This window comes from Latilactobacillus curvatus JCM 1096 = DSM 20019, assembly GCF_004101845.1.
Lineage (GTDB): Bacteria > Bacillota > Bacilli > Lactobacillales > Lactobacillaceae > Latilactobacillus > Latilactobacillus curvatus.
Window position 1 is genome coordinate 1,149,905 of sequence record NZ_CP026116.1, and the last position, 26,888, is coordinate 1,176,792.

At 40.3% G+C, this 26,888-nt stretch carries 17 protein-coding genes, 5 tRNA genes and 3 rRNA genes; 3 read left to right on the plus strand and 22 right to left on the minus strand.

Features of this window, described 5'->3' with window-relative positions:
• Positions 1 to 109 precede the first annotated feature (109 nt).
• Positions 110 to 499: a glycerol-3-phosphate cytidylyltransferase gene (gene tagD / locus LCU_RS06005; RefSeq protein ID WP_056966548.1), complete on the plus strand. Its 390-nt coding sequence runs from the start codon at positions 110 to 112 to the stop codon at positions 497 to 499.
• Positions 500 to 579: 80 nt separating this feature from the next.
• Here tagD and LCU_RS06010 read toward each other — a convergent pair whose 3' ends face one another.
• The 8 genes from LCU_RS06010 to nagA all read right to left on the minus strand — a co-directional run bounded on the left by LCU_RS06010 (position 580) and on the right by nagA (position 10,567).
• Positions 580 to 831: a hypothetical protein gene (locus tag LCU_RS06010; protein WP_056966546.1), complete on the minus strand. Its 252-nt coding sequence runs from the start codon at positions 829 to 831 to the stop codon at positions 580 to 582.
• Between the two features lie 150 nt (positions 832 to 981).
• Positions 982 to 1,308: a sulfatase-like hydrolase/transferase gene (locus tag LCU_RS06015; RefSeq protein ID WP_056966544.1), complete on the minus strand. Its 327-nt coding sequence runs from the start codon at positions 1,306 to 1,308 to the stop codon at positions 982 to 984.
• A 434-nt stretch (positions 1,309 to 1,742) separates the two neighbouring features.
• A complete protein-coding gene (locus tag LCU_RS06025) occupies positions 1,743 to 3,185 on the minus strand; it encodes an ArnT family glycosyltransferase (protein WP_056966539.1) in 1,443 nt (480 codons plus the stop codon).
• A 1,296-nt stretch (positions 3,186 to 4,481) separates the two neighbouring features.
• Positions 4,482 to 6,401 (minus strand): peptidoglycan recognition protein family protein, encoded by a 1,920-nt coding sequence (locus LCU_RS06035; RefSeq protein ID WP_056966775.1) that lies wholly within the window; start codon positions 6,399 to 6,401, stop codon positions 4,482 to 4,484.
• A 12-nt stretch (positions 6,402 to 6,413) separates the two neighbouring features.
• Complete coding sequence (locus LCU_RS06040) at positions 6,414 to 6,875, minus strand: hypothetical protein (protein WP_056966777.1); 462 nt, start codon at positions 6,873 to 6,875, stop codon at positions 6,414 to 6,416.
• A gap of 94 nt (positions 6,876 to 6,969) precedes the next feature.
• Positions 6,970 to 8,601: a glycosyltransferase family protein gene (locus LCU_RS06045; RefSeq protein WP_056966778.1), complete on the minus strand. Its 1,632-nt coding sequence runs from the start codon at positions 8,599 to 8,601 to the stop codon at positions 6,970 to 6,972.
• Between the two features lie 106 nt (positions 8,602 to 8,707).
• Entirely contained in the window at positions 8,708 to 9,409 is a 702-nt protein-coding gene (locus LCU_RS06050) for a GntR family transcriptional regulator (RefSeq protein ID WP_039099505.1), read from the minus strand.
• Positions 9,410 to 9,427: 18 nt separating this feature from the next.
• A complete protein-coding gene (gene nagA, locus LCU_RS06055; RefSeq protein ID WP_035187159.1) occupies positions 9,428 to 10,567 on the minus strand; it encodes an N-acetylglucosamine-6-phosphate deacetylase in 1,140 nt (379 codons plus the stop codon).
• 141 nt (positions 10,568 to 10,708) lie between these two features.
• On the opposite strand from nagA, the gene LCU_RS06060 reads away from it, so the two are divergent.
• Positions 10,709 to 11,623 carry a Gfo/Idh/MocA family protein gene (locus LCU_RS06060; protein WP_056966780.1) on the plus strand — a complete coding sequence of 305 codons (915 nt, stop codon included), beginning with the start codon at positions 10,709 to 10,711 and terminating at the stop codon, positions 11,621 to 11,623.
• 66 nt (positions 11,624 to 11,689) lie between these two features.
• Here the strand turns inward: LCU_RS06060 and proC are convergent, their stop codons facing one another.
• The 4 genes from proC to LCU_RS06080 form a co-directional block, all read right to left on the minus strand.
• Entirely contained in the window at positions 11,690 to 12,493 is an 804-nt protein-coding gene (gene proC, locus LCU_RS06065) for a pyrroline-5-carboxylate reductase (protein WP_056966783.1), read from the minus strand.
• 101 nt (positions 12,494 to 12,594) lie between these two features.
• Positions 12,595 to 12,666, minus strand: a tRNA-Gln gene (locus LCU_RS06070).
• 6 nt (positions 12,667 to 12,672) lie between these two features.
• Positions 12,673 to 12,753: transfer RNA gene (locus tag LCU_RS06075), tRNA-Tyr, on the minus strand.
• Positions 12,754 to 12,872: 119 nt separating this feature from the next.
• A complete protein-coding gene (locus LCU_RS06080) occupies positions 12,873 to 14,333 on the minus strand; it encodes a peptide MFS transporter (RefSeq protein ID WP_056967110.1) in 1,461 nt (486 codons plus the stop codon).
• A gap of 338 nt (positions 14,334 to 14,671) precedes the next feature.
• Here LCU_RS06080 and LCU_RS06085 point away from each other — a divergent pair, with 338 nt between their 5' ends.
• Positions 14,672 to 15,250 (plus strand): NUDIX hydrolase, encoded by a 579-nt coding sequence (locus LCU_RS06085; RefSeq protein ID WP_235805455.1) that lies wholly within the window; start codon positions 14,672 to 14,674, stop codon positions 15,248 to 15,250.
• Between the two features lie 144 nt (positions 15,251 to 15,394).
• Here the strand turns inward: LCU_RS06085 and LCU_RS06090 are convergent.
• The 10 genes from LCU_RS06090 to ftsH all read right to left on the minus strand — a co-directional run bounded on the left by LCU_RS06090 (position 15,395) and on the right by ftsH (position 26,830).
• Positions 15,395 to 15,467 (minus strand) — tRNA-Thr (locus tag LCU_RS06090).
• A gap of 8 nt (positions 15,468 to 15,475) precedes the next feature.
• Positions 15,476 to 15,547 (minus strand) — tRNA-Glu (locus tag LCU_RS06095).
• 39 nt (positions 15,548 to 15,586) lie between these two features.
• Positions 15,587 to 15,659: transfer RNA gene (locus LCU_RS06100), tRNA-Asn, on the minus strand.
• An 8-nt stretch (positions 15,660 to 15,667) separates the two neighbouring features.
• Positions 15,668 to 15,784 (minus strand): 5S ribosomal RNA (rrf, locus tag LCU_RS06105).
• A gap of 90 nt (positions 15,785 to 15,874) precedes the next feature.
• Positions 15,875 to 18,793 (minus strand): 23S ribosomal RNA (locus tag LCU_RS06110).
• A 222-nt stretch (positions 18,794 to 19,015) separates the two neighbouring features.
• A 16S ribosomal RNA gene (locus LCU_RS06115) occupies positions 19,016 to 20,585 on the minus strand.
• Together the 16S, 23S and 5S rRNA genes with 3 tRNA genes alongside form the textbook arrangement of a ribosomal RNA operon.
• A 535-nt stretch (positions 20,586 to 21,120) precedes the next feature.
• Positions 21,121 to 22,632 (minus strand): lysine--tRNA ligase, encoded by a 1,512-nt coding sequence (lysS, locus tag LCU_RS06120; RefSeq protein WP_162255691.1) that lies wholly within the window; start codon positions 22,630 to 22,632, stop codon positions 21,121 to 21,123.
• A gap of 71 nt (positions 22,633 to 22,703) precedes the next feature.
• Positions 22,704 to 23,693: a tRNA dihydrouridine synthase DusB gene (gene dusB, locus LCU_RS06125; RefSeq protein ID WP_004270768.1), complete on the minus strand. Its 990-nt coding sequence runs from the start codon at positions 23,691 to 23,693 to the stop codon at positions 22,704 to 22,706.
• Between the two features lie 88 nt (positions 23,694 to 23,781).
• A complete protein-coding gene (hslO, locus tag LCU_RS06130) occupies positions 23,782 to 24,660 on the minus strand; it encodes an Hsp33 family molecular chaperone HslO (protein ID WP_004270767.1) in 879 nt (292 codons plus the stop codon).
• A 73-nt stretch (positions 24,661 to 24,733) separates the two neighbouring features.
• Positions 24,734 to 26,830 (minus strand): ATP-dependent zinc metalloprotease FtsH, encoded by a 2,097-nt coding sequence (gene ftsH / locus LCU_RS06135; RefSeq protein ID WP_056966724.1) that lies wholly within the window; start codon positions 26,828 to 26,830, stop codon positions 24,734 to 24,736.
• Positions 26,831 to 26,888 lie beyond the last annotated feature (58 nt).

Consider the following 26,888-nt stretch of genomic DNA (forward strand, 5'->3'; position numbering starts at 1 on the left):
TAAAACTTCGTTATCTTATTTCATATTTTTAATAAAAGTTACTATTTACTTGAATTCGTATATAAAATCAACTATGCTTTTACCATTACTACTAACGAGGAGATTTCTAATGACACGAATTTTAACGTATGGTACTTTTGATTTACTACATTGGGGTCATATCCGACTCTTGGAACGCGCTAAATCGCTAGGTGACGAACTAATCGTTGGTCTTTCAACCGACGAATTTAACGCTATCAAACATAAAGAATCTTATCATAGTTACGAACATCGGAAATATATCTTAGAAGCTATTCGTTATGTTGATCAAGTCATCCCTGAAAGTGATTGGAATCAAAAAATTGAAGATGTCCAAAAGTACGATATTGATATTTTTGTTATGGGTGATGATTGGGCAGGAAAATTCGACTTTTTAAAGAGTTACTGTGAAGTTATCTACCTCCCTAGAACAAGTGGTATTTCTACTACCCAAATTAAGACAGATTTAGAAAATAATTAATAATGCATCCATCCAAAAAACCTAAATTATGAAAATTAGAGGTCTGTTCTCTAATTTTTTGATTTAGGTTTTTTTATGTGTTATTTAGTTTTATAAAAATCGGTTTGATACGTATATTGATTACCACTCGTAATATCATACTGGATCATTTTATAATCCGACATTATTTGCTTAGTATTTTTATTTAAAGTCTTAGTCGATAAATAATTGCCATCGTCACCCATAATTTTTTCTCGTTCTGCTGCCGGTGTCTCCTCCCAAACATCAGTTAATAATGCATAATATGGTGAAACCTGACTATTAGTTTGAGCCAACATCATCGGTGTAAACATATATGGACTCACTACTTTATTTTGAGATACTACTGAGCTTTTAAAATTACTATAGATAAAGAAATCTGTTTGATGCAATATTTGATCATATTTTGCCTGTTTTACATCATTATCTGTTTTGAAATCATAAACGGATGGTAGATGATCCCCCTAAAAAACAACCGTGATTTTTTTATCTATTTTATTAATTTCACTGATAAACCTTTTTAAAGCTTTATCAGTAAAATTAATTCCTTGTGTATAGGTTTCTAATTCTGACTTGCTATTCTTCGTTAGATCCCCTGAAACTTTTATTGTGTTTTGATAGTCGTTTGTCAAATAAGGCATGTGATTTTGCATTGTTGTTAACTGAATAAATTGCCCTTTTTTGGTTCGATCAACCTGCTTCAATGTCTCTTTAAAAGCAGAATCATCGGAAATATAATTTGAGTTTTGAATTTTATTCGTATAAGCCAATTTATCTTTACAATCTACCATTTATTATCAGTAGGTTACTCTCGTCAACCGCTCCCAAGCCCTTTTTTAAAACTGGATTTAAGAGAACTAATAATAAAATAGTGGTCATAATTGGGTTACTATTTAATAGGTTAGGTAATAATGATTGAAACAGCACTCGATTACTATATACCGAAATTAGTAGCGCTATCGCCAATAGCGTTAGTGAAAATGAATAAATCCATGATTTTAACCATAATTTCTTTAAATACTTTAACTCTAACGACTTGTTAATTAGAAAATGAGCACTAACGATCACTAGCAAATCGATTCCTAGCTCCTTAGTACTTCCCAATGCCATTATTCCTAGCGTACTTGGTACTAGTTTATTAGGGATAACCCACCCAGAAAACATAATTAAGTTACCCAAAACGATTAAAAAAACAATCATTAACACTATCAATTTTTGATGATTTTTACTTTTCCCCTTCATTACTTATGCTACTTCTTTTTCGATTATTTCGACTAAGAATACTGTTTAATTCAATTGCGCTAAATAATAATAAAGTTGGTACAATAAAGAATCGATACCGCGTTTGAATCTCAATCAATAAATGAACTAGAAAATAACCAATCATTAAAATCATAAAAAGTTGTCCTGATTGCCGTTTCTGAAATAATAACCTAAATACGCCCACTACCGATAGACAAATCATCAACGTATAAAAAAGCATCTGCACGGCTAGTAACACTTGATAATTTTTTTCTGTCACTTTTTGCCGTGCACCACTCCAACTTAATGCAGAATCCTGATAGGACCACATGATAAAACTCTTTTTTACAAATAATTTCATTAATTGTGTCTCATCAGAAAGCCGCTCCTTAATTATTTTTCTCCCAACCTTATCGCGTTGCCGACCAATCGGGTATTTATCCAATAATTGTAAGTCTTTATTCGAATACATTCCGTTGGTTTCATAATTAAGCCCCGTTACGAATTTCCAAGTATTTGACCGGTTTTCTAATTTATATTGACTAATCTGTGTTGCTTGAACACTGACATTTACACCACTAACAACTAACTGATAACCACTTAAAATTGCAATTATCAATATTAATTTAGTTAGCCAGTGACTATGATATTTAGCATGGTTTTTATAAAAAATAATAAATAATAAAACCGCAAGGATTATAAATGGCCCTAATGGTCGGACAATATTCCCTAACCCTAAGAATAACCCGCTACAAAATACCATTCCCCAGGTATCATATTTAATCAGTAAATAAAAACCAATATAAAAAAATAGAGTCGCAATATACTGGTTTGTCAGTACATTAGTGTAAAAAATAAACGGCGGATAAAACGCAACTAGGGTTAATCCAATCAGACCAATTTTCTGATTAAACAATTGCTTACCCAGCAGATAGATTATTAGGGCTATGAACAATGACAATATAATATTTATAAATTTGATGATCATAACACTGGTTCCAAATATTCGAATAATACCTGCTTCATATAATACAAAACCTAATTGATAAGGCCAATTCAAAAAATAATTATTCTTCATGAATGAAAAATCACCACTGGCAGCTTTTAATGCAGCATTATGTAATACCAAAAAATCAGATGTTGGTTGGGTATCGATTCTTAGAACCCAAATCAACTTAATAATAAAGCTGGCTACCAAAACAATTAACATCGCCTGCTTAATCGTAAAAAAGCGCTGTAGTAGAAAAATGATTACTATTCCAATAATTACCATTGTAATTACAAATATATTGAGCTTAAGGGACCGACTTGCAACTTCCTTTCCCTCAAACCATATTGCACCCAATGCTACACTTCCCCACAACACTAGGGTAATTATTACCAACACTTTATTTGTAATAAGTTGGTTTATTTTTTCAAAATTCATTAACCTGTCTCCCTATCAAATAATTGACTATATATCCACCATTATACCAATAATCATTGGAACCTTTTATATTTTTCGAGAATCTCTCTCTTTTTAACACTTTCTAAATGTATTAATTAGTATTGATTTCTATGTCGTTATTAATCCTACTGTTTAAAAAAAAGTCCTCAGGCCTTCACTGATAGTCTAAATTATTTAAAGTTGGATTTATATTTAATCATAAGGTAAATTACAAGTTTAATCCGAACAAGCTCGGAATTTCTCAATAACATTTTGTCTCTGGTTAATCTTTAATGGGTAATTATTAATCAAGTCCAGTAAAGTAACTGAAGTTTGTACACTTTGACAAGAACCAGCGTAACCTACAGTTAAAATACCGGTTACAACCACGTTCCATGGTAAATAGGCATGCCAGAAATAAACATCACGTTACATTTATCCTCAAGTACTTGGTGGTTTGAAAACTCTTTTCCATGGTCAACGGTGATCGATTTCACTTGCGAACCAAAGACTTCCATAATACTATCAAATACAGTATTTGATGCCTCTGAAGTAGGATTTGTCACTTTAAGTGCCGTAATAAACATGATTTACATTCAATAAATGTGCCCAAATAAGCTTTAGACTCACCTCGTCTTTATAAAACAGTGTCAACTTCTCAATACCCAAAATCATAACGATTATTAACATTGATTGGACGTTATTTAATTGATTTACCAGTCATAAATATCAATCGTTTTTCTTTAGTGAGTTTCTGATAAATATTACGGTTCGGTAAATTGGTTAAGTCAAATTTGAGTTGATCAGTATTAAGCCGATGATAAATGAAACCAATCCAAAATTAAACATATTAGCAATCATTTCAAGTGATCAGGTAAATCTTAATTTTCAATCAAGTGTTGTTTATCAGGGTTTAAAATTGGATAGCGACCGTAAGCTTTTCGTTTTAATTTGACATCAAGCTGCCTAATTCAGCATTATAAGAGTGAATACGTTGTAATTCATAGTGAATAGTTGATTTAGCAGCGCCCATAACTTAATACTACCTTCAAAGTCAAGTTGTCCTAATCGTCCACGTTAGAATTGTGTTAAGAGTGCCCAAAGTAATATCCTCCTTTATGATTGGATTAAATTACAATCATTACTAAGAGATTACTTTGGGCTTTTTCTGTTCGAATTAATTTTAGAACTTGCAAAAAAAACCTCATAATTATTAGACTCTTTGTCCAACAATTATGAGGCCCTTTAACTTCAAGCTCTATTGATATTTCTAAAATACATTAACATGATATTTACTTAAATACCATTAGCTAAATCACGTGCGAATTTTGCCTTAGAAACACCCATAGATTGCAGATACCCATAAGGATCAACATGATCAACTTCATGATAAGCATTAGAAATCCAAAGATGTGTTTTAATGCCTTTTCCATCTTGGTCAAGCTTATATGATATTCCTGCTTGGTCAGCCAGGAATCTTAGCAACCGTACATATGCCTGATAATCCTTTGCAAACGTTGCTTGGTCGTTAGTTCTCGCTAACTCTACTTGAGCAAAAGCCTTACCATTTCCTGTTGGACCACATCCCCAGCTCATCCGTCCTACTGGTGCTGTCTGAATAATCCGACCACCGTGACCAACCCAATGAGTAACGTATGCACTGGTCCAGTGATCTTTCATGTAAGCAACTTCATTTTCTAATGCATTAGGGTTACTTGCTTCAGCTGGTGTACCAGATTCATGTGCAACAATAAATTCATTGGAACTAGTATTATTAGGTAGTCCACTAATCATATCTTTATTAACTGTAATCGTTTTAGCATGCATATCAGCAGCTGAAACGTATTGATTAGTTCCAACTCTATACCAAATGGCACCAGTCTTATCAATTGCCTTTTGAGTGATCACCCAACTAGAATATACTGGTAGATTTTTAACTTTATTATTGAGGCTATCGCGCGTAACAGCGCCATTATAGTTTGAAACCATCAGCACACCAGAATATCCTTCAAAACGTTGAAACATACTTTCTTGTTGATTTGTGACTTCGTTAGCATTGACAAATTGATCTGAACTAACTTTGTACCACTTAGTTCCATAACCATCTGTACCAATACCGCTAACTTGCCAGCGGGTTTGATACTTCAAATGACCATTGACTTTACCAACTGAATTTCTAGTATCTGTTCCTTTATTATTTAAAACAGTAACAATTCCCTTTTGGTCTTGAATGTTATTAATGTGTTTTTCGGTACCATCTAACACTCTCACATCTTTTGAAGAAAGATATTCTTCTCCGCTAACCTTATAATAAACTGTCCCATCAGCGGCTTGGACTGTTGAAGAAGCTAACCAATTGGACTTATAAGGTAACTTACGAGTGATTTGTCCATTATTTGTCATAAGATTACCACCAGCACCGTTAGTGATTGACAGCGTTACCGTTCCAATTTTTTGGGGATTATGAAATACTGATTGACCCTCTAAATAACAGTCACTAGCACGGATATAAGCATTTGTTGAGACCATATACCAAACATCCCCAAAGACATCAGTCCCTTTTCGGAAAGTTTGCCATCTGGAATTCATGCCTAAGTAGCGGAACATCTCGCCAGAATTAGAAACCATAGCAGTTCCCTGGGCTGCTTTGACTTTTACAATGCCTTTAATATTTGAGGTTGAAACCATCATATTGGTTCCGTATAAAAAGACATCTTTTGCTAAAATATATTCTGTGCCACTAACTTTATACCAAACCTGACCAGATTTATCGATTGCTTTTTTACTGATTAACCAGGCTGACTTAAATCCCAGTACTCTAGTTCTAGCACCGGTTTTCTCATCCATTAATGTTGTTCCCTGTTTATTCTTAACTCTAATTTTACCTTGAATATTTGTAATCTGCGTCAATCCAGACACTTGTGCCGCTTTTGTTTCACCCTTTAGGGTCTCCTGTACCGATTGAGCAGAGCTACTACTAGCAGCTTGAGTGTTACTCTGTGTGTCAGACTGAGTTAAAGCACTCGACTGGTCTGAACTTGATACTTGATTACTAGCACTCGTAGTAAGCTCTGATTGACTTGTACTCGTCAGCTGCTTAGATACAACGTTGGCTTGACTCACATTTTGAGTAGCTGCTTCAGCAGAATGCGCACTGATCACCTGCAATAAAGCAATGGAACTGACCATTATTAGTGAAATTTTCTTTTTATTCAATACGTAAACTCCCTATTTTTTCCAATCGACTAGCCCGTCATTAAAATGATTTTTATCGGTAAACTTAAATGTTTCTTGCTGCTTGTCTTTACCAGCATTTTTAACCTTAAGTATTTGTTCAATAATCAAACTATCTTTCGTTTCCTTTAAAATTTGATAGGTCCCCCGGTTAGTCATACCACTCGCATCCGATACCTGAACAATTGTGCCATCTTCATTATATGTAACTTTAGTATCGTTACTATACCAGGTACCAAGTATTGAATATTGAAATTTTCCATCCGTATTTTTCCCAGAAGTTGTCGATTGAGCACTTGAACTTGTCGCCGATTTTTTAGTACTGCTCTTTTCGTTTTTTTGTACCGTTACACTTTTTTTACTAGAACTTACCTTGGCCTGATCAGTTTTATTCCCACAAGCAACCAACAGTAAGCTCATTAAAATAATAGTGACCCCCACGCTTCTTTTCTTCAAATAAATCCCCCCACTTTTTCAGTTCCTATAAAAATATAGCATATCTTAAGAAATATTTAAATATTTTCCTTCACATCTTTAATTATTTAGGCAGTTACTCTTCGATAATAAACTGGTTTGAAAATAAACAAAATACTGTCAAAAAACTGATTAAAAAACTAATTTTAGCGACCACTGTATATCCATAACTGACATCAATTTGATTAATCCCTTTTTTCAAATTAAGACTTACTGTCCCAAATTTTGTTCTATCAGGTACGGTATTTTGATTATTAATTCTAGTAATAATTCCTTTATAATAAAGAATTGGTAATTTAATTTTACTATTCTTAGTTGACTTAACCGTCATTTTAAAATGATCCTTACTAATGATTCTCATTGGTTTAATCTGACCACCATTGTATTCTTTTTTAACTATTAGATGTTCTGTATTTAAAAGAGCCGCTTTAGGATAGTAATCTTTTTGTCTAAAGCGTTTGATTTTATTTAAATCATTATTTCTGATTACTGATAATTCAGGGGGAACTGATGTCTGGGCATGCCAAAGAATTCTAGCACCTGAAATCAACGTTATCATCAAAATGATTATGACTAACGACGGAACTAATCTCCAGAACTTTCCCATATATTTAGCCCCAACTGAACATAAATGCGCTAAATAAAGTGCTACAAAAAAGCAAAAAATATTTAAAAAACGACCAGGATATTGAATAATGCTGACTGGTGTTTGCTGCAATGCCCACCACGGTATAACCGTCGTAGTCATTATTAAAATCACTAGTGAAATTATCCCTATCGTTCGATATAATGTTTTTTCTAACCAGACTGTCATAAGTATTATTACCACCGTGCTCAGAAAAACAATCCCTATCGTATAGGTTCTAAAATCTAATGAAAATGAATACCTAATTAATTGTTCTAAGCTCTTGGTTACTTGCTTAAAATCAAATGGTTGAGGCATATTAATCGTTTGAAATCTTTTTTGTTCCAACATTGGTCCCCAATAAGCCATTGTCATAGTCAAACAACCAGCTACAAATAACAAAAATTTTTTCGTTATATAGATTAAGTAAGTACGATTAAATTTTTTTTGAACTAAAAAGCTGAATAAAACACAGCATAAACCAAAACTAGTCGTTACAATAGAAAGTACATGAGAATACAAAATAAGACTAAAGAAAATAATCACCCAACGTAACTGTTTTGGCTGTTGTCGTAATAAATTATAAAAGCACAAAAATAACGGCGGTATAAATATGTAAGCAATGTATTCACCTAACCCCCAACGGTACATTACACTAGAATTACGAATGAAAGAAAAAGTATAAATCAATGCAAATAATATGCCAAATAACTGTTCCCCTGAGAATTTAATTGCTGATATATAACTAGAAACTAGTGTTAAAAAAGTTACTAAGGTTAGAAATAGTAAAAATCCAGACACCGGTCCGAATATTACTGTCAATAAATGCATCGGGTAAATTGTCAACCATGGATAGAATAATGCTGTGGCATTTCCAACACCGCCCCAATCATTAAAATTGATTGGAGAATACCAAATATGTCTTAATGATAAAGCGCGATTCAGATGAAAATAACCATCTAAACTATCGCGAGCAATTAATGTATGCTGGGGTGCCATCAAATAAGTATAAAAAATACTTAGTACAACGAATAAAATGATAATACCTATTAATTTATTATTTTTCTTAATAACTTTAACCATTCAGTCACCTTTTTTTATCTACCAATTTATTTTCAGTCTAATTATACCCAAAAAAAGCACAAAATGCACCCCGATTTAATGGGTAACATCTTGTGCTTTTCCGTAGTTATCTTTCCAAATAAAATTCAAATCGTTCGCCCACATATTGGGTGCGGACATACTCGAAAGGTTCGCCGTTTGATAAGAAGGAAACTTGTCGTAATTTCAAGATTGGGCCATTACGCTTAATGTCGAGATATTCGGCAATTCGTTCTGAGGCGAGTTGGGCTGAGACGGTTTGTTGTGCGCCGCCCATTTCGTAGCCCCCTTTTTCGGCTAATGCTTTATAGAAGGAAGACGTGATTTCAGCTTTACTGAAATCTGCAACTAAGCTTTGTGGCACGGTTGCCACTTCAAAACAGATGGGCACATTGTCGGCATAGCGAATCCGTTCCATGCGGAGCACCTGCTCGCCATCTTTTAACTGGAGCTTTTCAGCTTCGCTAAGTGATGGGTTGGCAATGTGGAACGAAATGGTTTTACTAGATGGCTGCTTACCTTGGGCAGTCATTAGATCGGTAAAACTAGTGACGCCGGACATTTTTTCTTGCACCTTTTGGTTAGCGACATATGTCCCGGCCCCGATGCGGCGTTCCAAAATTCCTTCGTCGACTAATGTTTGAACGGCTTGTCGTAACGTCATTCGCGACACTTCGAAATTTAAAGCAAGCTCCCGTTCTGAAGGAATTCGATCTCCAATCGACCACTTGCCGGCTTCAATATCCTTTTTGAGTTGATTATGAATTTGAATATAAACAGGTGATTCCATGGGACACACTCCTAAATATTAATGTTGATAGCCGTTCCCAAAGCTGTAAGTTGCGACTAAGTTTTGTTGATGATCTAAGATGTTGAAATCAGCATCCCGACCTTCTTCTAATTTACCTTTTTGTGTTAAGCCAAATTCTTCGGCTTGGTTGACACTTGACATCATAACGGCTTCAAACGTTTCACAACCTGTGAATGTTTGGATGTTCTTGAAGGCATCGATATATGTTAACACTGATCCGGCTAAAGTGCCATCTTCTAAGCGAGCTTGTTTGTCTTTAACAATGACTTTTTGGCCGCCTAATTCACTTTCGCCTTCAGCAATCCCTTTAGCCCGCATTGAATCAGTCACAAGGTCGATCCGTTCTGCACCTTTTTGTTCGTAAGCTAATTTAATCATGTCAGGCACGATATGGAAACCATCAGCGATTAATTCAGCGTACATGTTGTCTTCTAACATTGCGTGACCTGTAACACCAGGTTCGCGGTGCTTGAATTCACGTTGGGCATTGTATAAATGGGTAACATGCGTTGCTTTACTTTCAAGCATTTGTTCACGCGTTGCATTACTATGACCAACTGAAGGCACGATGTTGTGTGCTAAGCAGTAGTCTTCGAATGCTTTTGAACCAGGATCTTCTGGTGCATAAGTAATTAAACGCACGCGGTTACCTGATAACTTATTCCATTCGTCCAATAAGTCAACGTCTGGATCTTTAATGAATTGTTCTGGTTGAGCACCCTTGAAGATTGGTGCGATGAATGGGCCTTCCAAATGAACACCTTGAATTAATGGGTTCTTTTCAGCCGCTGCTTTAACACCGCGCATAGCATTAGCAATGTTTTCGTTTGATTGCGTCATCGTTGTTGCAAATAAGGTTGTGACCCCTTCATTTTGCATCATCTTAGTTGCCATTTCGTCGATTTGGTCAGCATCGCCGTCCATTGCATCAAAACCATAACCACCGTGACAGTGAACGTCAATAAAGCCAGGAATGATTGTCTTGCCTTTAACGTCTTGAATTTCTTCGCCAGCTTGTGCCTTGTAGTCGAACATTGGGCCCACTGCCAAAATTTTATCATCGAAACGAATATAACCGTCTTCGATAACGTCGTCACCTGTATAGATTACCGCATGTTTTAATACTTTTACTGCCATTATCCATCCACCTCTATCTTTAAATTACCTCTAGTATAAATGGTATAGACCAAAATAACAAGGGATTCCGACTAAACTTTGAACCGTTTTCTTGTTAATTTGCTATACTATATTTATCCATTCATATTAAGGAGTTTAACGATGTTAAAAATCGGTGTTATTGGACTAGGAAACATTGCACAAAAAGCATATTTACCTGTAATGGCGCAGATGCAAGACCGGGTCGATTGGGTCTTATGTACGCGCCAACCGGCTAAATTAGCGCAGCTTCAAGCGCAATATCATTTAGAAAGTGGCTGCCTATCATTTGACACATTACTCGAACAACCACTCGACGCAGTTTTCATTCACACCCCAACTGCAACCCACTATCAATATGTTAAACAGGCCTTGCTCCATGGTTTACACGTTTTTGTCGATAAACCCTTAAGTGAAAATCCACTGGAAGTCGCCGAATTATACAAACTCGCGGCTAGCAAAGAACGGCTCTTAACGGTCGGCTTCAACCGCCGTTTTGCCCCATTTTTGCAAAAATTAAATCACTTACCCGATAAACAACTGATCAACATCACTAAAACACGCGTGGCAACGAGCCAACCAACGCCCTTTGCCATTTATGACCTGATGATTCATACCATTGATACGGCGCTTTTCTTGGCTGATTCACTAGGTACCAATTACAAAATCCGTCCATACTGTCAGCAGGATGCAAACGGCAATTTACAACTCGCGCAATTAACCATTGAAACACCGCGCCAATTAATCAGCGCGACTTTAAATATGCAAAGTGGTACCAATCAAGAAATTGCAAGTCTCCAGACACCACACGGGTTATTCACTGTCGATAATCTAACGCGCTACACAACACAAGCGGCAGAAGACAGTCGTATTCAAACTGCAGCTGACTGGACGCCTACGCTTGAAACGCGGGGCTTTGCGCCAATGATTGATGCGTTTATTACTGCCCTTGAAACTAACGGCGCAAATCCTATCCCACTAGAAAGTAGCTTACTCACCCACCAACTCTGTCATGAGATGGTCCACTTTACAAAATAATATAAAAAAGCGTAACCCAATACAGTATTTGTATCAGGTTACGCTTTTTACATGCTTGAGAGCACTCTATTTTTGGCTTTCTAAATCCTTCGCAATTGTTGCGTCGATGCCTTTAACCACTGCTGTCATTAAGCCGGCTTCTTCCATTGCTAACAAGCCAGCAACGGTTGTGCCACCTGGTGATGAAACTTGATCCACTAAGTCCCAAGGTGAATCATCACTCATAAGCACGTTTTGGGCACTCCCTAAAACAGCTTGGGCTGCAATTTCAGTTGCGGCTTTCTTTGTTAAACCGTGTTTAACGCCGGCCCGCGCCATTGAATCAATGAATAGGTAAACAAATGCTGGTGAACTACCGGCAAGCGCACTGAAAGTTGTGAAATCTTTTTCGCCGATTTCAACCACGCCCCCCAGTTGTGCAAGGACATCTTTCACACGAGCCAATTGGTCTGCATTGACTTGTTCGTTACCAACAACAGCTGCAATCCCTGCACGGTTGGCCACGTTAACATTTGGCATGATGCGTAGAATTGGTAAATCTGCGGCAGATTGTTCTGCTAATTTATCAAGTGATAAACCTGCTGCCATTGAAACCATCAATGGTTGATGTGCTTTAAAGGCTGCATTTGTTTCTGCTAAAACCTGTGGCACAATATATGGTTTTACCGCTAAAAAAACGATATCGGCTTGTTCAACCACTGAATTGTTATCCGCAACAGCTGTAATCCGTTGTTCAGCCACAAAATCCGCATAGTTCGCCGGATGTCCGCCATGCACTAAAATATCCGTTGTTGCGACTTGATTAGCTTTCACTAAGCCTTTAATCATTGCTTGTGCCATGTTACCGACACCAATAAATCCAATTTTCATTCTGCCACCCCTTTTTTTATTTATCCAAGGATACCGAACGAGCGGAGGAAAGTCAATCCAGGACACAAAAAAAGACATCTTAGCAAGATGTCTTTAAAGTATTGGGCTAGCTGGATTCGAACCAGCGCATGACAGGATCAAAACCTGTTGCCTTACCGCTTGGCCATAGCCCAATCAAGTGGAGGAGAGTGGATTCGAACCACCGAACCCGAAGGAGCGGATTTACAGTCCGCCGCGTTTAGCCACTTCGCTACTCCTCCATACGTTTCATCTCATCGATTCAACTATATTAGTTTACAAAATTCTGACAGAAAAATCAACCCCAAAATGCAAAAAAAATCTTGATTATTGCATAAATAATCAAGATTTTTTCTAATATTTAGTTAACGCCTTCCATTAACTTATGAATTGGTTTAACGAAGAAGATTAAGACGATCCCGAAGATTGCACTCACAATCCCAATCCCTAAGAAATATCTAATTTCTGTTTGTGGTGAATATAAACGCACAAGCTGTGCATTAATTGCTTGGCCCGCAGCATCTGCTAAGAACCACATACTCATCATTTGTGATTGGAATGCCTTTGGCGCTAATTTTGTTGTAATTGACAACCCAATTGGTGAAATTAACATTTCAGCAATTTCAACGATGAACCATGAACCGATTAACCAGAATGGGCTAACTCGGCCAGCGGTACCGTGTAATAATCCAGGAAGTGCCATAAACATGTATGATAAACCAGCGAAGATTAAACCAACAGCAAACTTACCAGGTGCAGATGGTTGTTTCTTCCAAGCACTCCATAACCATACAAAGAATGGCGTTAGAAGCATAATAAATAATGGATTCAATGATTGGAAATTTGATGCAGCTAAGCTATGCCCACCAATGTTTAGAATTGTCCGATCTTCTGCAAATAAAGCCAGAACAACGGAGCCAGATTCTTCAATTCCCCAGAAAATAGCAGCTGCAATAAAGAGTGGAATATAAGCTATAACGCGTGAACGTTCCTTCTTAGTCACTTTCTTGCTGCCCAACATCCGTGAGAAGTACACAATTGGTAATGCAATCGCAATGATTGAAATCATCAAGACAATGTTATCAATGTTTAAGTTGCCTGTAAATTGCATACCTAATACTACGGCAACGACGACCACAACACCAATCACAATTTTACGAATAACGCTTGATAATTCTTCTGGCGCAATTGGATCATTAGGTTTTGAATTTTCTTTACTGAATTGAGAACGACCGCGGTAGTATTGGATTAAACCAAAGAACATCCCGACAGCGGCTAATGAGAAGCCTAAGTGAAAATCAATTTTTTGACCGACAGCCCCAACAAGAATTGGAGCGACAAATGAGCCCAAGTTAATCCCGAAGACGAACATACTGAAACCAGCATCACGGCGACGATCATTTTCACTATACAAACTACCAACCATTTCAGAAACGTTAGGTTTTAATAACCCAGTCCCTGCAACAATCAAAGCAATTGAAATAAATAAAGCTGTCGCACCCATCGGCATTGCTAAGGCAATATGGCCTAACATAATCAAGACACCACCGATGAAGACGGTTTTGAAGCTCCCCCAGATCCGATCACTTAACCAACCACCAACAACGCTGGCTAGGTAAACCATCGAACCATAGATTGCCATCACAGACATTGCAGTCGTCTTGTCAAAGCCAAGACCACCCTTATCTAAAGCAAAATACATATAGAATAATAGAATTGCACGCATCCCGTAGTAGCTAAACCGTTCCCACATTTCAGTGAAGAACAGTGTTGATAGCCCATGCGGTTGCCCAAAGAATGTTTTTTCTTGTTTCTCTTCCATTGTAATACCCCACTTTAAAACTTTATTATTACGGAAACTAAGAATTTGATAGTTATTAAATTGAATCGACTCATCTATACAAGAAGTCTCTTATCATTCGCTTAGAATCTATAAGGGCTATTATAATCTTATTTTAATCTTAAATCAATTCTTTTTTCAACATTAACTGCATTGTTTGCACTGATTTTTTCATTAAAATAAGTTATTTTATGATTCAAAATGACTAATGCTTATTCTTAAATGAGAAAATGCTCATGATACCTAACATGTTCTTAGAAAACTGGTTTGTTGCCTTTAAACAGTAGTACAATGAACTAATAGAAAGCGAGCTGATTCCGATGAACCCTTTTACACTAACATCTCTTATTCCATTACGACCTGATCGTTGGCTAACTTACTACGAAGCAATGTATCAAAATGAACACGGCGATTTAATGCCTTATCATTTTGTCAGTCGTGACTCTAACTTAACCATCGAGACTTTAAAACGACCAGCTAATGCCTCAGCGGTTGCAATGTTCTGCTACAATCAAAATCACTCACAGGTCTTACTGACTAAACAATTTAGACAGCCCCTTAATGATTTTGTCTATGGTAATCCCGCCGGTTTAGTTGAACCAACTGAGTCGATTAAACAAGCCATTTCCCGTGAGTTAATGGCGGAAACAGGTTACTCTCTTATTGAGGTTGAACATTGCTTTGCGCCAAGTTATTCCTCACCAGGCCTTACTGATGGCGCCGTTAGTCTAGCAATCTGTACTCTTGATCAAGCTAAACAAACAGACCGTACACTTGAAGTGGATGAAGCCTTAAGTATCCTGTGGGTTAATCGTGCTGAAGCACAGACGATCTTAGCCAATGAAAAAATGACTGGACGCACTCAGATTCTATTATGGCAATGGGCAAATGAACAATAAGTAATAGCCAGTTACGAAAATCGTAACTGGCTATTTTAGTGGTTGCTTTTCAATCAAATTGAATATTAAAAAAGCATTATACTAACAAAACGTCAGTACAATGCTGATTATCCCGATTAGCACTTGGTAGAAACATGCTATTGATGCCGGCTGCAGGAGTCGAACCTGTGACCCTCGGTTTACGATACCGATGCTCTACCAACTGAGCTAAGCCGGCATTATTGATGACCCGTACGGGATTTGAACCCATGATACCGCCGTGAAAGGGCGGTGTCTTAACCACTTGACCAACGGGCCGAAATAAAAAACGATTGAAAATTCTCAACCGTTCAATGACTCCGGTTGTCAGGCTCGAACTGACGACATCATGATTAACAGTCATGCGCTCTACCAACTGAGCTAAACCGGAATGAAAAAGCGCGGCAACGTCCTATCCTCGCAGGTAGTTTCCCACCAACTACTATCGGCGCTAAGAAGCTTAACTTCTGTGTTCGACATGGGAACAGGTGTATCCTTCTTGCTATCGCCACCACACTATTTTGTGCTTGCGCACTGAGAAGAACTTCGTTCTCTCAAAACTGCATAATAAGTAATATTTCATTTCAAAAGCCTAACATTGCACCTTTGGTTAAGTCCTCGACCGATTAGTACTAGTCCGCTCCATACATCGCTGTACTTCCACTCCTAGCCTATCTACCTGATCATCTTTCAGGGGTCTTACTTCCATAAAGGAATGGGAAATCTCATCTCGAGGGGGGCTTCACACTTAGATGCTTTCAGCGTTTATCCCGTCCATACATAGCTACCCAGCGATGCGCCTGGCGGCACAACTGGTACACCAGAGGTATGTCCATCCCGGTCCTCTCGTACTAAGGACAGCTCCTCTCAAATTTCCTGCGCCCGCGACGGATAGGGACCGAACTGTCTCACGACGTTCTGAACCCAGCTCGCGTACCGCTTTAATGGGCGAACAGCCCAACCCTTGGGACCGACTACAGCCCCAGGATGCGATGAGCCGACATCGAGGTGCCAAACCTCCCCGTCGATGTGGACTCTTGGGGGAGATAAGCCTGTTATCCCCAGGGTAGCTTTTATCCGTTGAGCGATGGCCCTTCCATACGGAACCACCGGATCACTAAGTCCGACTTTCGTCCCTGCTCGATTTGTCAATCTCACAGTCAAGCTCTCTTATACCTTTACACTCTACGAATGATTTCCAACCATTCTGAGAGAACCTTTGAGCGCCTCCGTTACACTTTAGGAGGCGACCGCCCCAGTCAAACTGCCCACCTGACACTGTCTCCCGCCACGCTAAGTGGCGCGGGTTAGAGTGGTCATACAGTTAGGGTAGTATCCCACCAACGCCTCCATCGAAACTAGCGTTCCGATTTCTACGGCTCCTACCTATCCTGTACAAACTGTACAAACACTCAATATCAAGCTACAGTAAAGCTCCATGGGGTCTTTCCGTCCTGTCGCGGGTAACCCGCATCTTCACGGGTATTATAATTTCACCGAGTCTCTCGTTGAGACAGTGCCCAAATCATTACGCCTTTCGTGCGGGTCGGAACTTACCCGACAAGGAATTTCGCTACCTTAGGACCGTTATAGTTACGGCCGCCGTTTACTGGGGCTTCAATTCTGGGCTTCGCTTACGCTAACTCATCCTCTTAACCTTCCAGCACCGGGCAGGCGTCAGCCCCTATACGTCATCTTTCGATTTTGCAGAGACCTGTGTTTTTGATAAACAGTTGTTTGGGCCTATTCACTGCGGCTGACCTGACGGTCAGCACCCCTTCTCCCGAAGTTACGGGGTCATTTTGCCGAGTTCCTTAACGAGAGTTCACTCGCTCACCTTAGGATATTCTCCTCGACCACCTGTGTCGGTTTACGGTACGGGTAGTTTATTTCTCACTAGAAGCTTTTCTTGGCAGTGTAACATCAGGAACTTCGCTACTTAATTTCGCTCCCCATCACAACTTGTCCTTAAAGAATCAAGCATTTCACTCAACTCAAGACTTGTTGCTTAGACACACATTTCCAGTCGTGTGCATTCCTTAGCTTCCTGCGTCCCTCCATCGTTCAAACAAAATAAACTAGTACAGGAATCTCAACCTGTTGGCCATCGACTACGCCTTTCGGCCTCGCCTTAGGTCCCGACTAACCCTGGGAGGACGAGCCTTCCCCAGGAAACCTTAGTCATACGGTGGATCAGATTCTCACTGATCTTTCGCTACTCATGCCGGCATTCTCACTTCTAAGCGCTCCACTAGTCCTTACGATCTAGCTTCATCGCCCTTAGAACGCTCTCCTACCGCGGACACTTACGTGTCCACCCACAGTTTCGGTATTATGTTTAGCCCCGGTACATTTTCGGCGCAGCGGCACTCGACTAGTGAGCTATTACGCACTCTTTAAATGGTGGCTGCTTCTGAGCCAACATCCTAGTTGTCTGTGCACCGCCACATCCTTTTCCACTTAACATAAATTTTGGGACCTTAACTGGTGATCTGGGCTGTTTCCCTTTCGACTACGGATCTTATCACTCGCAGTCTGACTCCCGGAACTAAATCAATGGTATTCGGAGTTTATCTGAATTCAGTAACCCATGACGGGCCCCTAGTCCAAACAGTGCTCTACCTCCATGATCCAATATTCCGAGGCTAGCCCTAAAGCTATTTCGGAGAGAACCAGCTATCTCCAAGTTCGATTGGAATTTCACCGCTACCCACACCTCATCCCCGCCATTTTCAACTGACGTGGGTTCGGTCCTCCAGTGTGTTTTACCACACCTTCAACCTGGACATGGGTAGGTCACTTGGTTTCGGGTCTACATCTATATACTCACTCGCCCATTTCAGACTCGCTTTCGCTACGGCTCCAGCTTTTCACTTTAACCTCGCATATAAACGTAACTCGCCGGTTCATTCTACAAAAGGCACGCCATCACTCATTAACGAGCTTTGACTAATTGTAGGCACACGGTTTCAGGATCTATTTCACTCCCCTTCCGGGGTGCTTTTCACCTTTCCCTCACGGTACTGGTTCACTATCGGTCACTAGGGAGTATTTAGCCTTGGGAGATGGTCCTCCCGGATTCCGACGGAATTTCACGTGTTCCGCCGTACTCAGGATCCAGAACGGAGGTTAAGTTGTTTAATCTACGTGGTTATCACACTCTTTGACTCAGCTTCCCAGCTGATTCGATTACAACTTAACTTGGTAACTCCAATGTTCTGTCCTACAACCCCAAGAAGCAAGCTTCTTGGTTTGGGCTCTTCCCCGTTCGCTCGCCGCTACTTAGGGAATCGATTTTTCTTTCTCTTCCTGCAGGTACTTAGATGTTTCAGTTCCCCGCGTCTACCTTCATTAAGCTATGTATTCACTTAATGATAATACCCGACTAAAGGTATTGGGTTCCCCCATTCGGAAATCTCCGGATCAAAGCTTACTTACAGCTCCCCGAAGCATATCGGTGTTAGTACCGTCCTTCATCGGCTCCTAGTGCCAAGGCATCCACCGTGCGCCCTTTATAACTTAACCTAACTTTACCTACGGTAAAGGGTTATTATTTGAGTTTAGCGATATGAACTAATTCATATTTCTATTAAAAAACTCTTTAAAACGCAATGTTTTCTCGGCTTTTAAAACTAATATATTACTTATTATCCAGTTTTCAAAGAACAAAGTTTGAGAGTAGACCTCTCAAAACTAAACAAAGTTTCGACTTCGCAAATGTACAAGGTTTTCCGTATTATTCCTTAGAAAGGAGGTGATCCAGCCGCAGGTTCTCCTACGGCTACCTTGTTACGACTTCACCCTAATCATCTGTCCCACCTTAGACGGCTGGCTCCCGAAGGTTACCTCACCGGCTTTGGGTGTTACAAACTCTCATGGTGTGACGGGCGGTGTGTACAAGGCCCGGGAACGTATTCACCGCGGCATGCTGATCCGCGATTACTAGCGATTCCGGCTTCATGTAGGCGAGTTGCAGCCTACAATCCGAACTGAGAATGGTTTTAAGAGATTAGCTAAACCTCGCGGTCTCGCGACTCGTTGTACCATCCATTGTAGCACGTGTGTAGCCCAGGTCATAAGGGGCATGATGATTTGACGTCGTCCCCACCTTCCTCCGGTTTGTCACCGGCAGTCTCACTAGAGTGCCCAACTAAATGCTGGCAACTAGTAATAAGGGTTGCGCTCGTTGCGGGACTTAACCCAACATCTCACGACACGAGCTGACGACAACCATGCACCACCTGTCACTTTGTCCCCGAAGGGAAAGCTCTATCTCTAGAGTGGTCAAAGGATGTCAAGACCTGGTAAGGTTCTTCGCGTTGCTTCGAATTAAACCACATGCTCCACCGCTTGTGCGGGCCCCCGTCAATTCCTTTGAGTTTCAACCTTGCGGTCGTACTCCCCAGGCGGAGTGCTTAATGCGTTAGCTGCGGCACTGAAGGGCGGAAACCCTCCAACACCTAGCACTCATCGTTTACGGCATGGACTACCAGGGTATCTAATCCTGTTTGCTACCCATGCTTTCGAGCCTCAGCGTCAGTTACAGACCAGACAGCCGCCTTCGCCACTGGTGTTCTTCCATATATCTACGCATTTCACCGCTACACATGGAGTTCCACTGTCCTCTTCTGCACTCAAGTTTCCCAGTTTCCGATGCACTTCTTCGGTTGAGCCGAAGGCTTTCACATCAGACTTAAGAAACCGCCTGCGCTCGCTTTACGCCCAATAAATCCGGACAACGCTTGCCACCTACGTATTACCGCGGCTGCTGGCACGTAGTTAGCCGTGGCTTTCTGGTTGGATACCGTCACTACCTGATCAGTTACTATCAAATACGTTCTTCTCCAACAACAGAGTTTTACGATCCGAAAACCTTCTTCACTCACGCGGCGTTGCTCCATCAGACTTTCGTCCATTGTGGAAGATTCCCTACTGCTGCCTCCCGTAGGAGTCTGGGCCGTGTCTCAGTCCCAGTGTGGCCGATTACCCTCTCAGGTCGGCTATGCATCACGGTCTTGGTGAGCCTTTACCTCACCAACTAACTAATGCACCGCGGGTCCATCCTAAAGTGATAGCCGAAACCATCTTTCAACCTTGCACCATGCGGTGCTAGGTTTTATGCGGTATTAGCATCTGTTTCCAAATGTTATCCCCCACTTTAGGGCAGGTTACCCACGTGTTACTCACCCGTCCGCCACTCACTCAAATGTTATCAATCAGAAGCAAGCTTCTTCAATCTAACGAGAGTGCGTTCGACTTGCATGTATTAGGCACGCCGCCAGCGTTCGTCCTGAGCCAGGATCAAACTCTCGATTAAAAGTTTGTAGCTCTTGTTTTGTTACTTAATTTATTTGCTAGCGAAATTGACTTTGCAAATATGTTTTGTGCCCCGAAGGGCGACCCTACACATTTGGTTTGTCGAAACTTTGTTCAGTTTTCAAAGATCTACTGTGTTGAAACAGCTTAATTAATATACCATTTCTAACGAACACTGTCAAGCGTTTTTAAATACTTTTTGAATAAATATTCAAACTGATTTAATTACCTGACTCGTTAGCAACAATGTTTTATCTCGCTGACAACATAGACTACTATATCAGCTCTACAGCCTTTCGTCAACTATTAATCTCAACTGTTATTTATGAACTTTCATAATCTAAACAGTCGCTAGTATCCGCAATTTATGCAAATAAATGAACTATTAAACGAACAACTCGCGCAAACAACATAATATACCGAAAGTTGAAGCTTATTCACCCACAAAATACACTAAAAAAACTTTTTATAATCCCAATTTTTTTCAATAAAAAAAGCCCGCAAGCAAATCGTCTGTTTGCGGGCTTTAGTTAATCTTAATCGTTATTATTGTTGTCTGGACGCATTGTTGGGAATAATAAGACATCTCGAATTGATGCGGCATCTGTCAGTAACATGACTAACCGATCAATCCCAATTCCAAGTCCGCCAGTCGGTGGCATTCCGTATTCCAATGCTTCGATGTAATCTTCATCGATTCCTTCGGCTTCATCGTTCCCATTTTCACGTTCTTTAGCTTGTGCTTCAAACCGTTCACGTTGATCGATAGGGTCGTTTAATTCAGTAAAGGCATTTGCATATTCGTTACCGTGCATAAATAATTCCCAACGGTCTGTGAAACGATCATCTTCAGCATTCTTCTTAGCCAATGGTGAGATTTCAACTGGATGACCATAGATGAAGGTTGGTTGTACCAATGTATCTTCCACGAATTCTTCAAAGAACGCATTAATGATGTGCCCCACTTGCCAGTATGATTCATACTTCACGTGGTGTTGATCAGCTAATTCACGCGCTGCTTCAACCGTCATTGGTTGCCAGAAATCGACACCCGTCTTTTCCTTAATTGCATCGACCATGTGAACCCGTCCAAAATCACCATCAAGATCAATCGCTTGTCCTTGATATGAAATCTGACCAGTTCCTAAAACCTTGTGCGCTGCAAATCGGATGATCCCTTCTGTTTCATCCATAACGTCTTTATAATCAAAGTATGCAGCATATGTTTCTAGCATCGTAAATTCAGGATTGTGTTTCGTATCAATCCCCTCATTCCGGAATACGCGGCCAATTTCATAGACACGTTCCATCCCACCAACGATTAATCGTTTCAAATGAAGTTCAAGCGCAATCCGCAAGTACAAGTTTATGTCTAGCGCATTGTGATGGGTAATAAATGGCCGTGCTGATGCACCACCAGCTTGACCATGCAAGACAGGTGTTTCAACTTCAGTAAAGCCATTGTTATCTAAATATTCACGGACAGCAGAAATAATCTTGCTGCGTTTCGTGAACCGATCCAAGCTCTCTGGATTTGCGATTAAATCTAAGTAACGTTGACGATAGATTTGTTCCACGTTGGTTAAACCATGGAACTTATCTGGCAATGGTCGTAATGCTTTTGATAGGAAAGTCAGGTGCGTTGCTTTAACAGTTAACTCACCCATGTCAGTCTTCATAATTTGCCCAGTAATCCCTAAATGATCACCTAAGTCAGCCTTTTTGAAAATTAAATAGTTTTCTTCGCCAACTTCATCTTTACGCACGTAAATTTGGATTTTACCTGAACGGTCACGGATGTCAGCAAAGCCAACTTTCCCTTTCCCCCGTTTAGACATCATCCGCCCTGCAATTGTGACTTCTAGATTCTTAGCATCTAAATCGTCTTTTTCAATTGCTTCGAATTCACTGTGTAATTCCGCAGCCATATGTGTTCTATCAAAACGACTACCAAAAGGATCAATTCCTTCATCTTTTAACAATTGTAACTTTTCACGCCGGACCTTTAGTTGGTCGTTCATTTCTCTTTGATTATCTTTTTGTCCCAACTGACAATTCCTCCATACATTCAATTATCTACTAATGTTGATTTTAACACGAAAACACCAACATAAGGAACCTAATTTGCCATTCTCGCTTCGGTTTCTTCTACAAAGCGGTCTAAAATATCGCCAACGGCTTGTTCCGTTTCCACTTCGTTAACCGCCGCTTTGGTCTTAGCCGCACGAGGAATCCCTTTCAAGTAATAGGCAGCTTGTTGTCTGAATTCACGACAAGCCACATTTTCACCTTTAAGTTCGACTAAACGGTGTAATTGTAACTTGGCCGTTGCAATTTTTTCCCATGGGGTTGGTTCAGCAATCAATTCACCTGTTCGTAAGTAGGTTTCCACTTGGCTTAAAATCCATGGATTACCGAGCGCAGCCCGGCCAATCATGACAGCATCAGCACCCACTTCGTCTAGCATACGTTTAGCATCTTGTGGTGTCCGGACATCACCGTTACCCATAAATGGAATCGTTAATTCAGATTTAACCTGTTTTAAAATGTCCCAGTCTGCTTGCCCGGTGTACATTTGTTTCCGTGTCCGACCGTGCATTGCAAGTGCTGAAGCACCAGCACGTTCGGCAGCAAGTGCATTTTCAACAGCGAAAATATGATCTTCATCCCAGCCTGTCCGCATCTTAACCGTTACTGGCTTCTTCACGGCGTCTGTCACGTATGAGACCATTTCATAAACCTTATTTGGATCTAATAACCAACGCGCGCCAGCATCTGTCTTAACGACTTTATTCACTGGACAACCCATGTTGATATCAATAATATCAGCTTGTGTATGTTGATCCACAAATTTAGCGGCTTCCACTAAGGTGTCTTTTGAACCACCAAAAATTTGGATGCTAACTGGATGTTCGTTCGGATCAACAAACATCATCCCCATTGTCTTTTGATTATTGTGCATAATTCCGCGATCACTGATCATTTCACAGACCACTAAACCTGCGCCAAATTCCTTTGCAGTTACGCGAAATGCTGCGTTTGTAATACCAGCCATTGGTGCGACGACTACTTGATTTGGAATCGTCACGTCTCCTATTTGCCATGTCATAATGCCAACCCATTCCCTTCGTGTCTTCCGACAATATCCAAATTATCATAGCAAAAAAATAGTATTCAGGCAAAAATTTGCGACTATTCTATTGCGCGGCTAAAATTGCCTTTAGTTCTGCTTCTGTAAATTGATATTGCTTGCCACAGAAACGACAAACCGCTTCAGCACCGTGGTCTTCATCGATTAATTGTTGTAAATCCGCTGGCGCAACAGAACTGAGTGCCTTTGCAAACCGATCCTTTGAACAATCACATTCGTATTTAACAGGTATTTTTTCTAACGTCTTCATTGGGAGTTCGCCCACAATTTCAGTGATAATTTCCTCTGGGCTCATCCCTTGTTGGAGTAATTCAGACACCAGCGGCATTTCTTTCAGCCGCGCTTCTAAGATATCGATTAACCGGTCATCCGCCCCTGGGAGAATTTGAATCATGAAGCCCCCAGCGACACCAATTGAGTTATCTTCATTAACGAAGACTGAAACGCCAACTGCAGATGGTGTTTGTTCTGATTTAGCAAGGTAGTAAGTAAAGTCTTCACCTAATTCTCCTGATACCAATGGTACTTGACCGGTAAACGGTTCTTTTAAGCCAAGATCTTTCGTGACACTCAACGTACCAGTTGTCCCAACGCCACCTTTAACGTCAATTTTATTTTTGTCGTTCAATGGTAGGTTAACGTGTGGATTCGTCACATACCCTTTAACTGTGCCTTGCGCATTCCCATCGACAACAATCTTCCCGACTGGGCCGTCACCTTCAACTCTGACTGTCATCTTCGTATCACCTTTTAAGCCAGCGGCACTCAATAAAAGGGTGCCGACAATCGTCCGCCCAAACGCTGCTGATGAAGTTGACCATGTGTCATGTTTTTCTTGCGCATCCGTTACAACATCAGTTGCGTTCACTGCATAAGCACGAAGTTGGCCATCTTCTGAAATTTGTTTAATTAAATAATCTGTCATCTAAATAACCTCTTTTATGGATTGATGCAAAAAGGTCGACCACTAATCGTGTCGACCTTTTTGGTGTAACAATTTATGCTTCATCGTCTGGATGTTGATTATCCTCAGCTGGTGTCGATTGATCATCTTCATCAGGTGTGATTGTCACATCCTTTTTATCAGTTTCTTTTTCTGAATCTTCTTTTGCGGCTTCTTTTGCTTCAAGCGCCTTCTTAGCTTCTTCAAAAGTAGCTGCTTTTTCGCTTGGGAATTCTTCAGCGTTCTTTTCTGGCATCTTACCATCATTGAACAAGCTCAAGATTTCTTTTTCGTTTAATGTTTCGTACTTCAAGAGCATTTCCGCAATTAACTTATGTTGTTCACGGTGCGCTTCAATAATTTCGTGTGCTTGTTGATGTGCTTCGTCAATAATCCGACGAATTTCACTATCAATTGCAGCCGCAGTTGTTTCGGAGAAGGCTGGGCCTTGACCGTAAGCTGCCCCAACGAATGGTTGACCTTCTTTTTCAAGGGCCACTGTCCCGAGCTTATCAGTCATCCCATATTGAGTAACCATCCCGCGGGCAATATCCGTTGCTTGTTCGAAATCGTTAGAAGCACCAGTTGATTGAGAGTTGAAAATAATTTCTTCAGCTGTCCGACCACCAAGTAACCCAACAATTTGTTCTGTTAATTCTTTCTTACTCATTAAGAACTGATCATTCTTCGGTAACATGATGGCATATCCGCCAGCACGGCCACGAGGGACAATTGTTACCTTCCGAACAACACGAGAATCACTAAGAACTAAACCAATGATCGCATGACCAGCTTCGTGGTAAGCCACGGTTTCACGTTCTTTAGGATTAATCACGCGATCCCGCTTAGCAGGACCCGCAATCACACGATCTTCAGCTTCATCAACATCAGAAGCATCGATATCGGTCTTGCTACGACGAGCGGCTACTAGAGCAGCTTCGTTCAATAAGTTTTCAAGATCAGCACCAACGAACCCTGGGGTTTGTTGCGCAATTTCTTTCAAATCAACATCATCGGCTAAAGGTTTGTTCTTAGCATGGACTTTCAAGATGGCTTCACGGCCCTTAACATCTGGACGACCAACTAGGATCTTCCGGTCAAAACGACCTGGACGTAAAAGCGCTGGATCTAAGACATCTGAACGGTTAGTAGCAGCGATGACGATGACGCCTTCGTTCCCCGTAAACCCATCCATTTCAACTAACATTTGGTTCAATGTTTGTTCACGTTCATCGTGCCCACCGCCCATGCCGGCACCACGTTGGCGACCAACAGCATCAATTTCATCAATAAAGATAATTGATGGGGCTGCTTTTTTGGCTTGTTCGAATAAATCACGGACACGGCTTGCACCGACACCGACAAACATTTCAACGAAGTCAGAACCAGAGATTGAGAAGAATGGCACACCTGCTTCTCCGGCAACGGCTTTAGCTAATAAGGTTTTACCAGTACCTGGAGGTCCTTCTAAAAGAACACCCGCTGGAATTCTAGCCCCTAATGCAGCAAACTTCCGTGGATCTTTTAAGAATTCAACAACTTCGACTAATTCTTGTTTTTCTTCTTCCGCACCAGCGACATCAGAGAAACGTACTTTATTAGCTTTCTTGTCGGCTTTTTGAGCTTTGGACTTACCAAAGTTCATCATCCGACCGCCTTGACCGCCACCTTGACCCGCTTGGCCCATCATCATGTAGAATAAACCAAACATGATGATCAATGGCAATACAAGACTTAAAATACTTACCCACCAACCAGATTGTGGTTCTTGAAGGGTTTCAACCTTGGTTGCTGATTTGTCAGCTAACTTGGTCATTGCCCCAACTTGTGAATCACTTTGTAATAAGGTTGTTGTGAAGTGTTTAACTGATCTTGCTTTTGTTTTTTGTCCTAAAAGATTCTTTTTAGGCTGTTCTGTTTTTTGTGCTTTACGATATTCTCCAGAAATTTTATAAATACCATTCGTTGGTTGAATTGAGAATGACTTGACCTTATTGGTCTTCAATTCACTTAAAAATGTACTTGATTGAACTTCCTTAGACTCTGATCCAGCGTTACCGTTCATGAAGAACGAGAACACACCGACTAAAGCCACTAAGATAATAATGTAAAACAGACTATTACTAAACAGTCCATTCTTTTTGTTGTTCATACGTGACCTCCTGAAGCTTCTCATCATTTGTGACACAGTGTCCTTTTGACACTGTTAA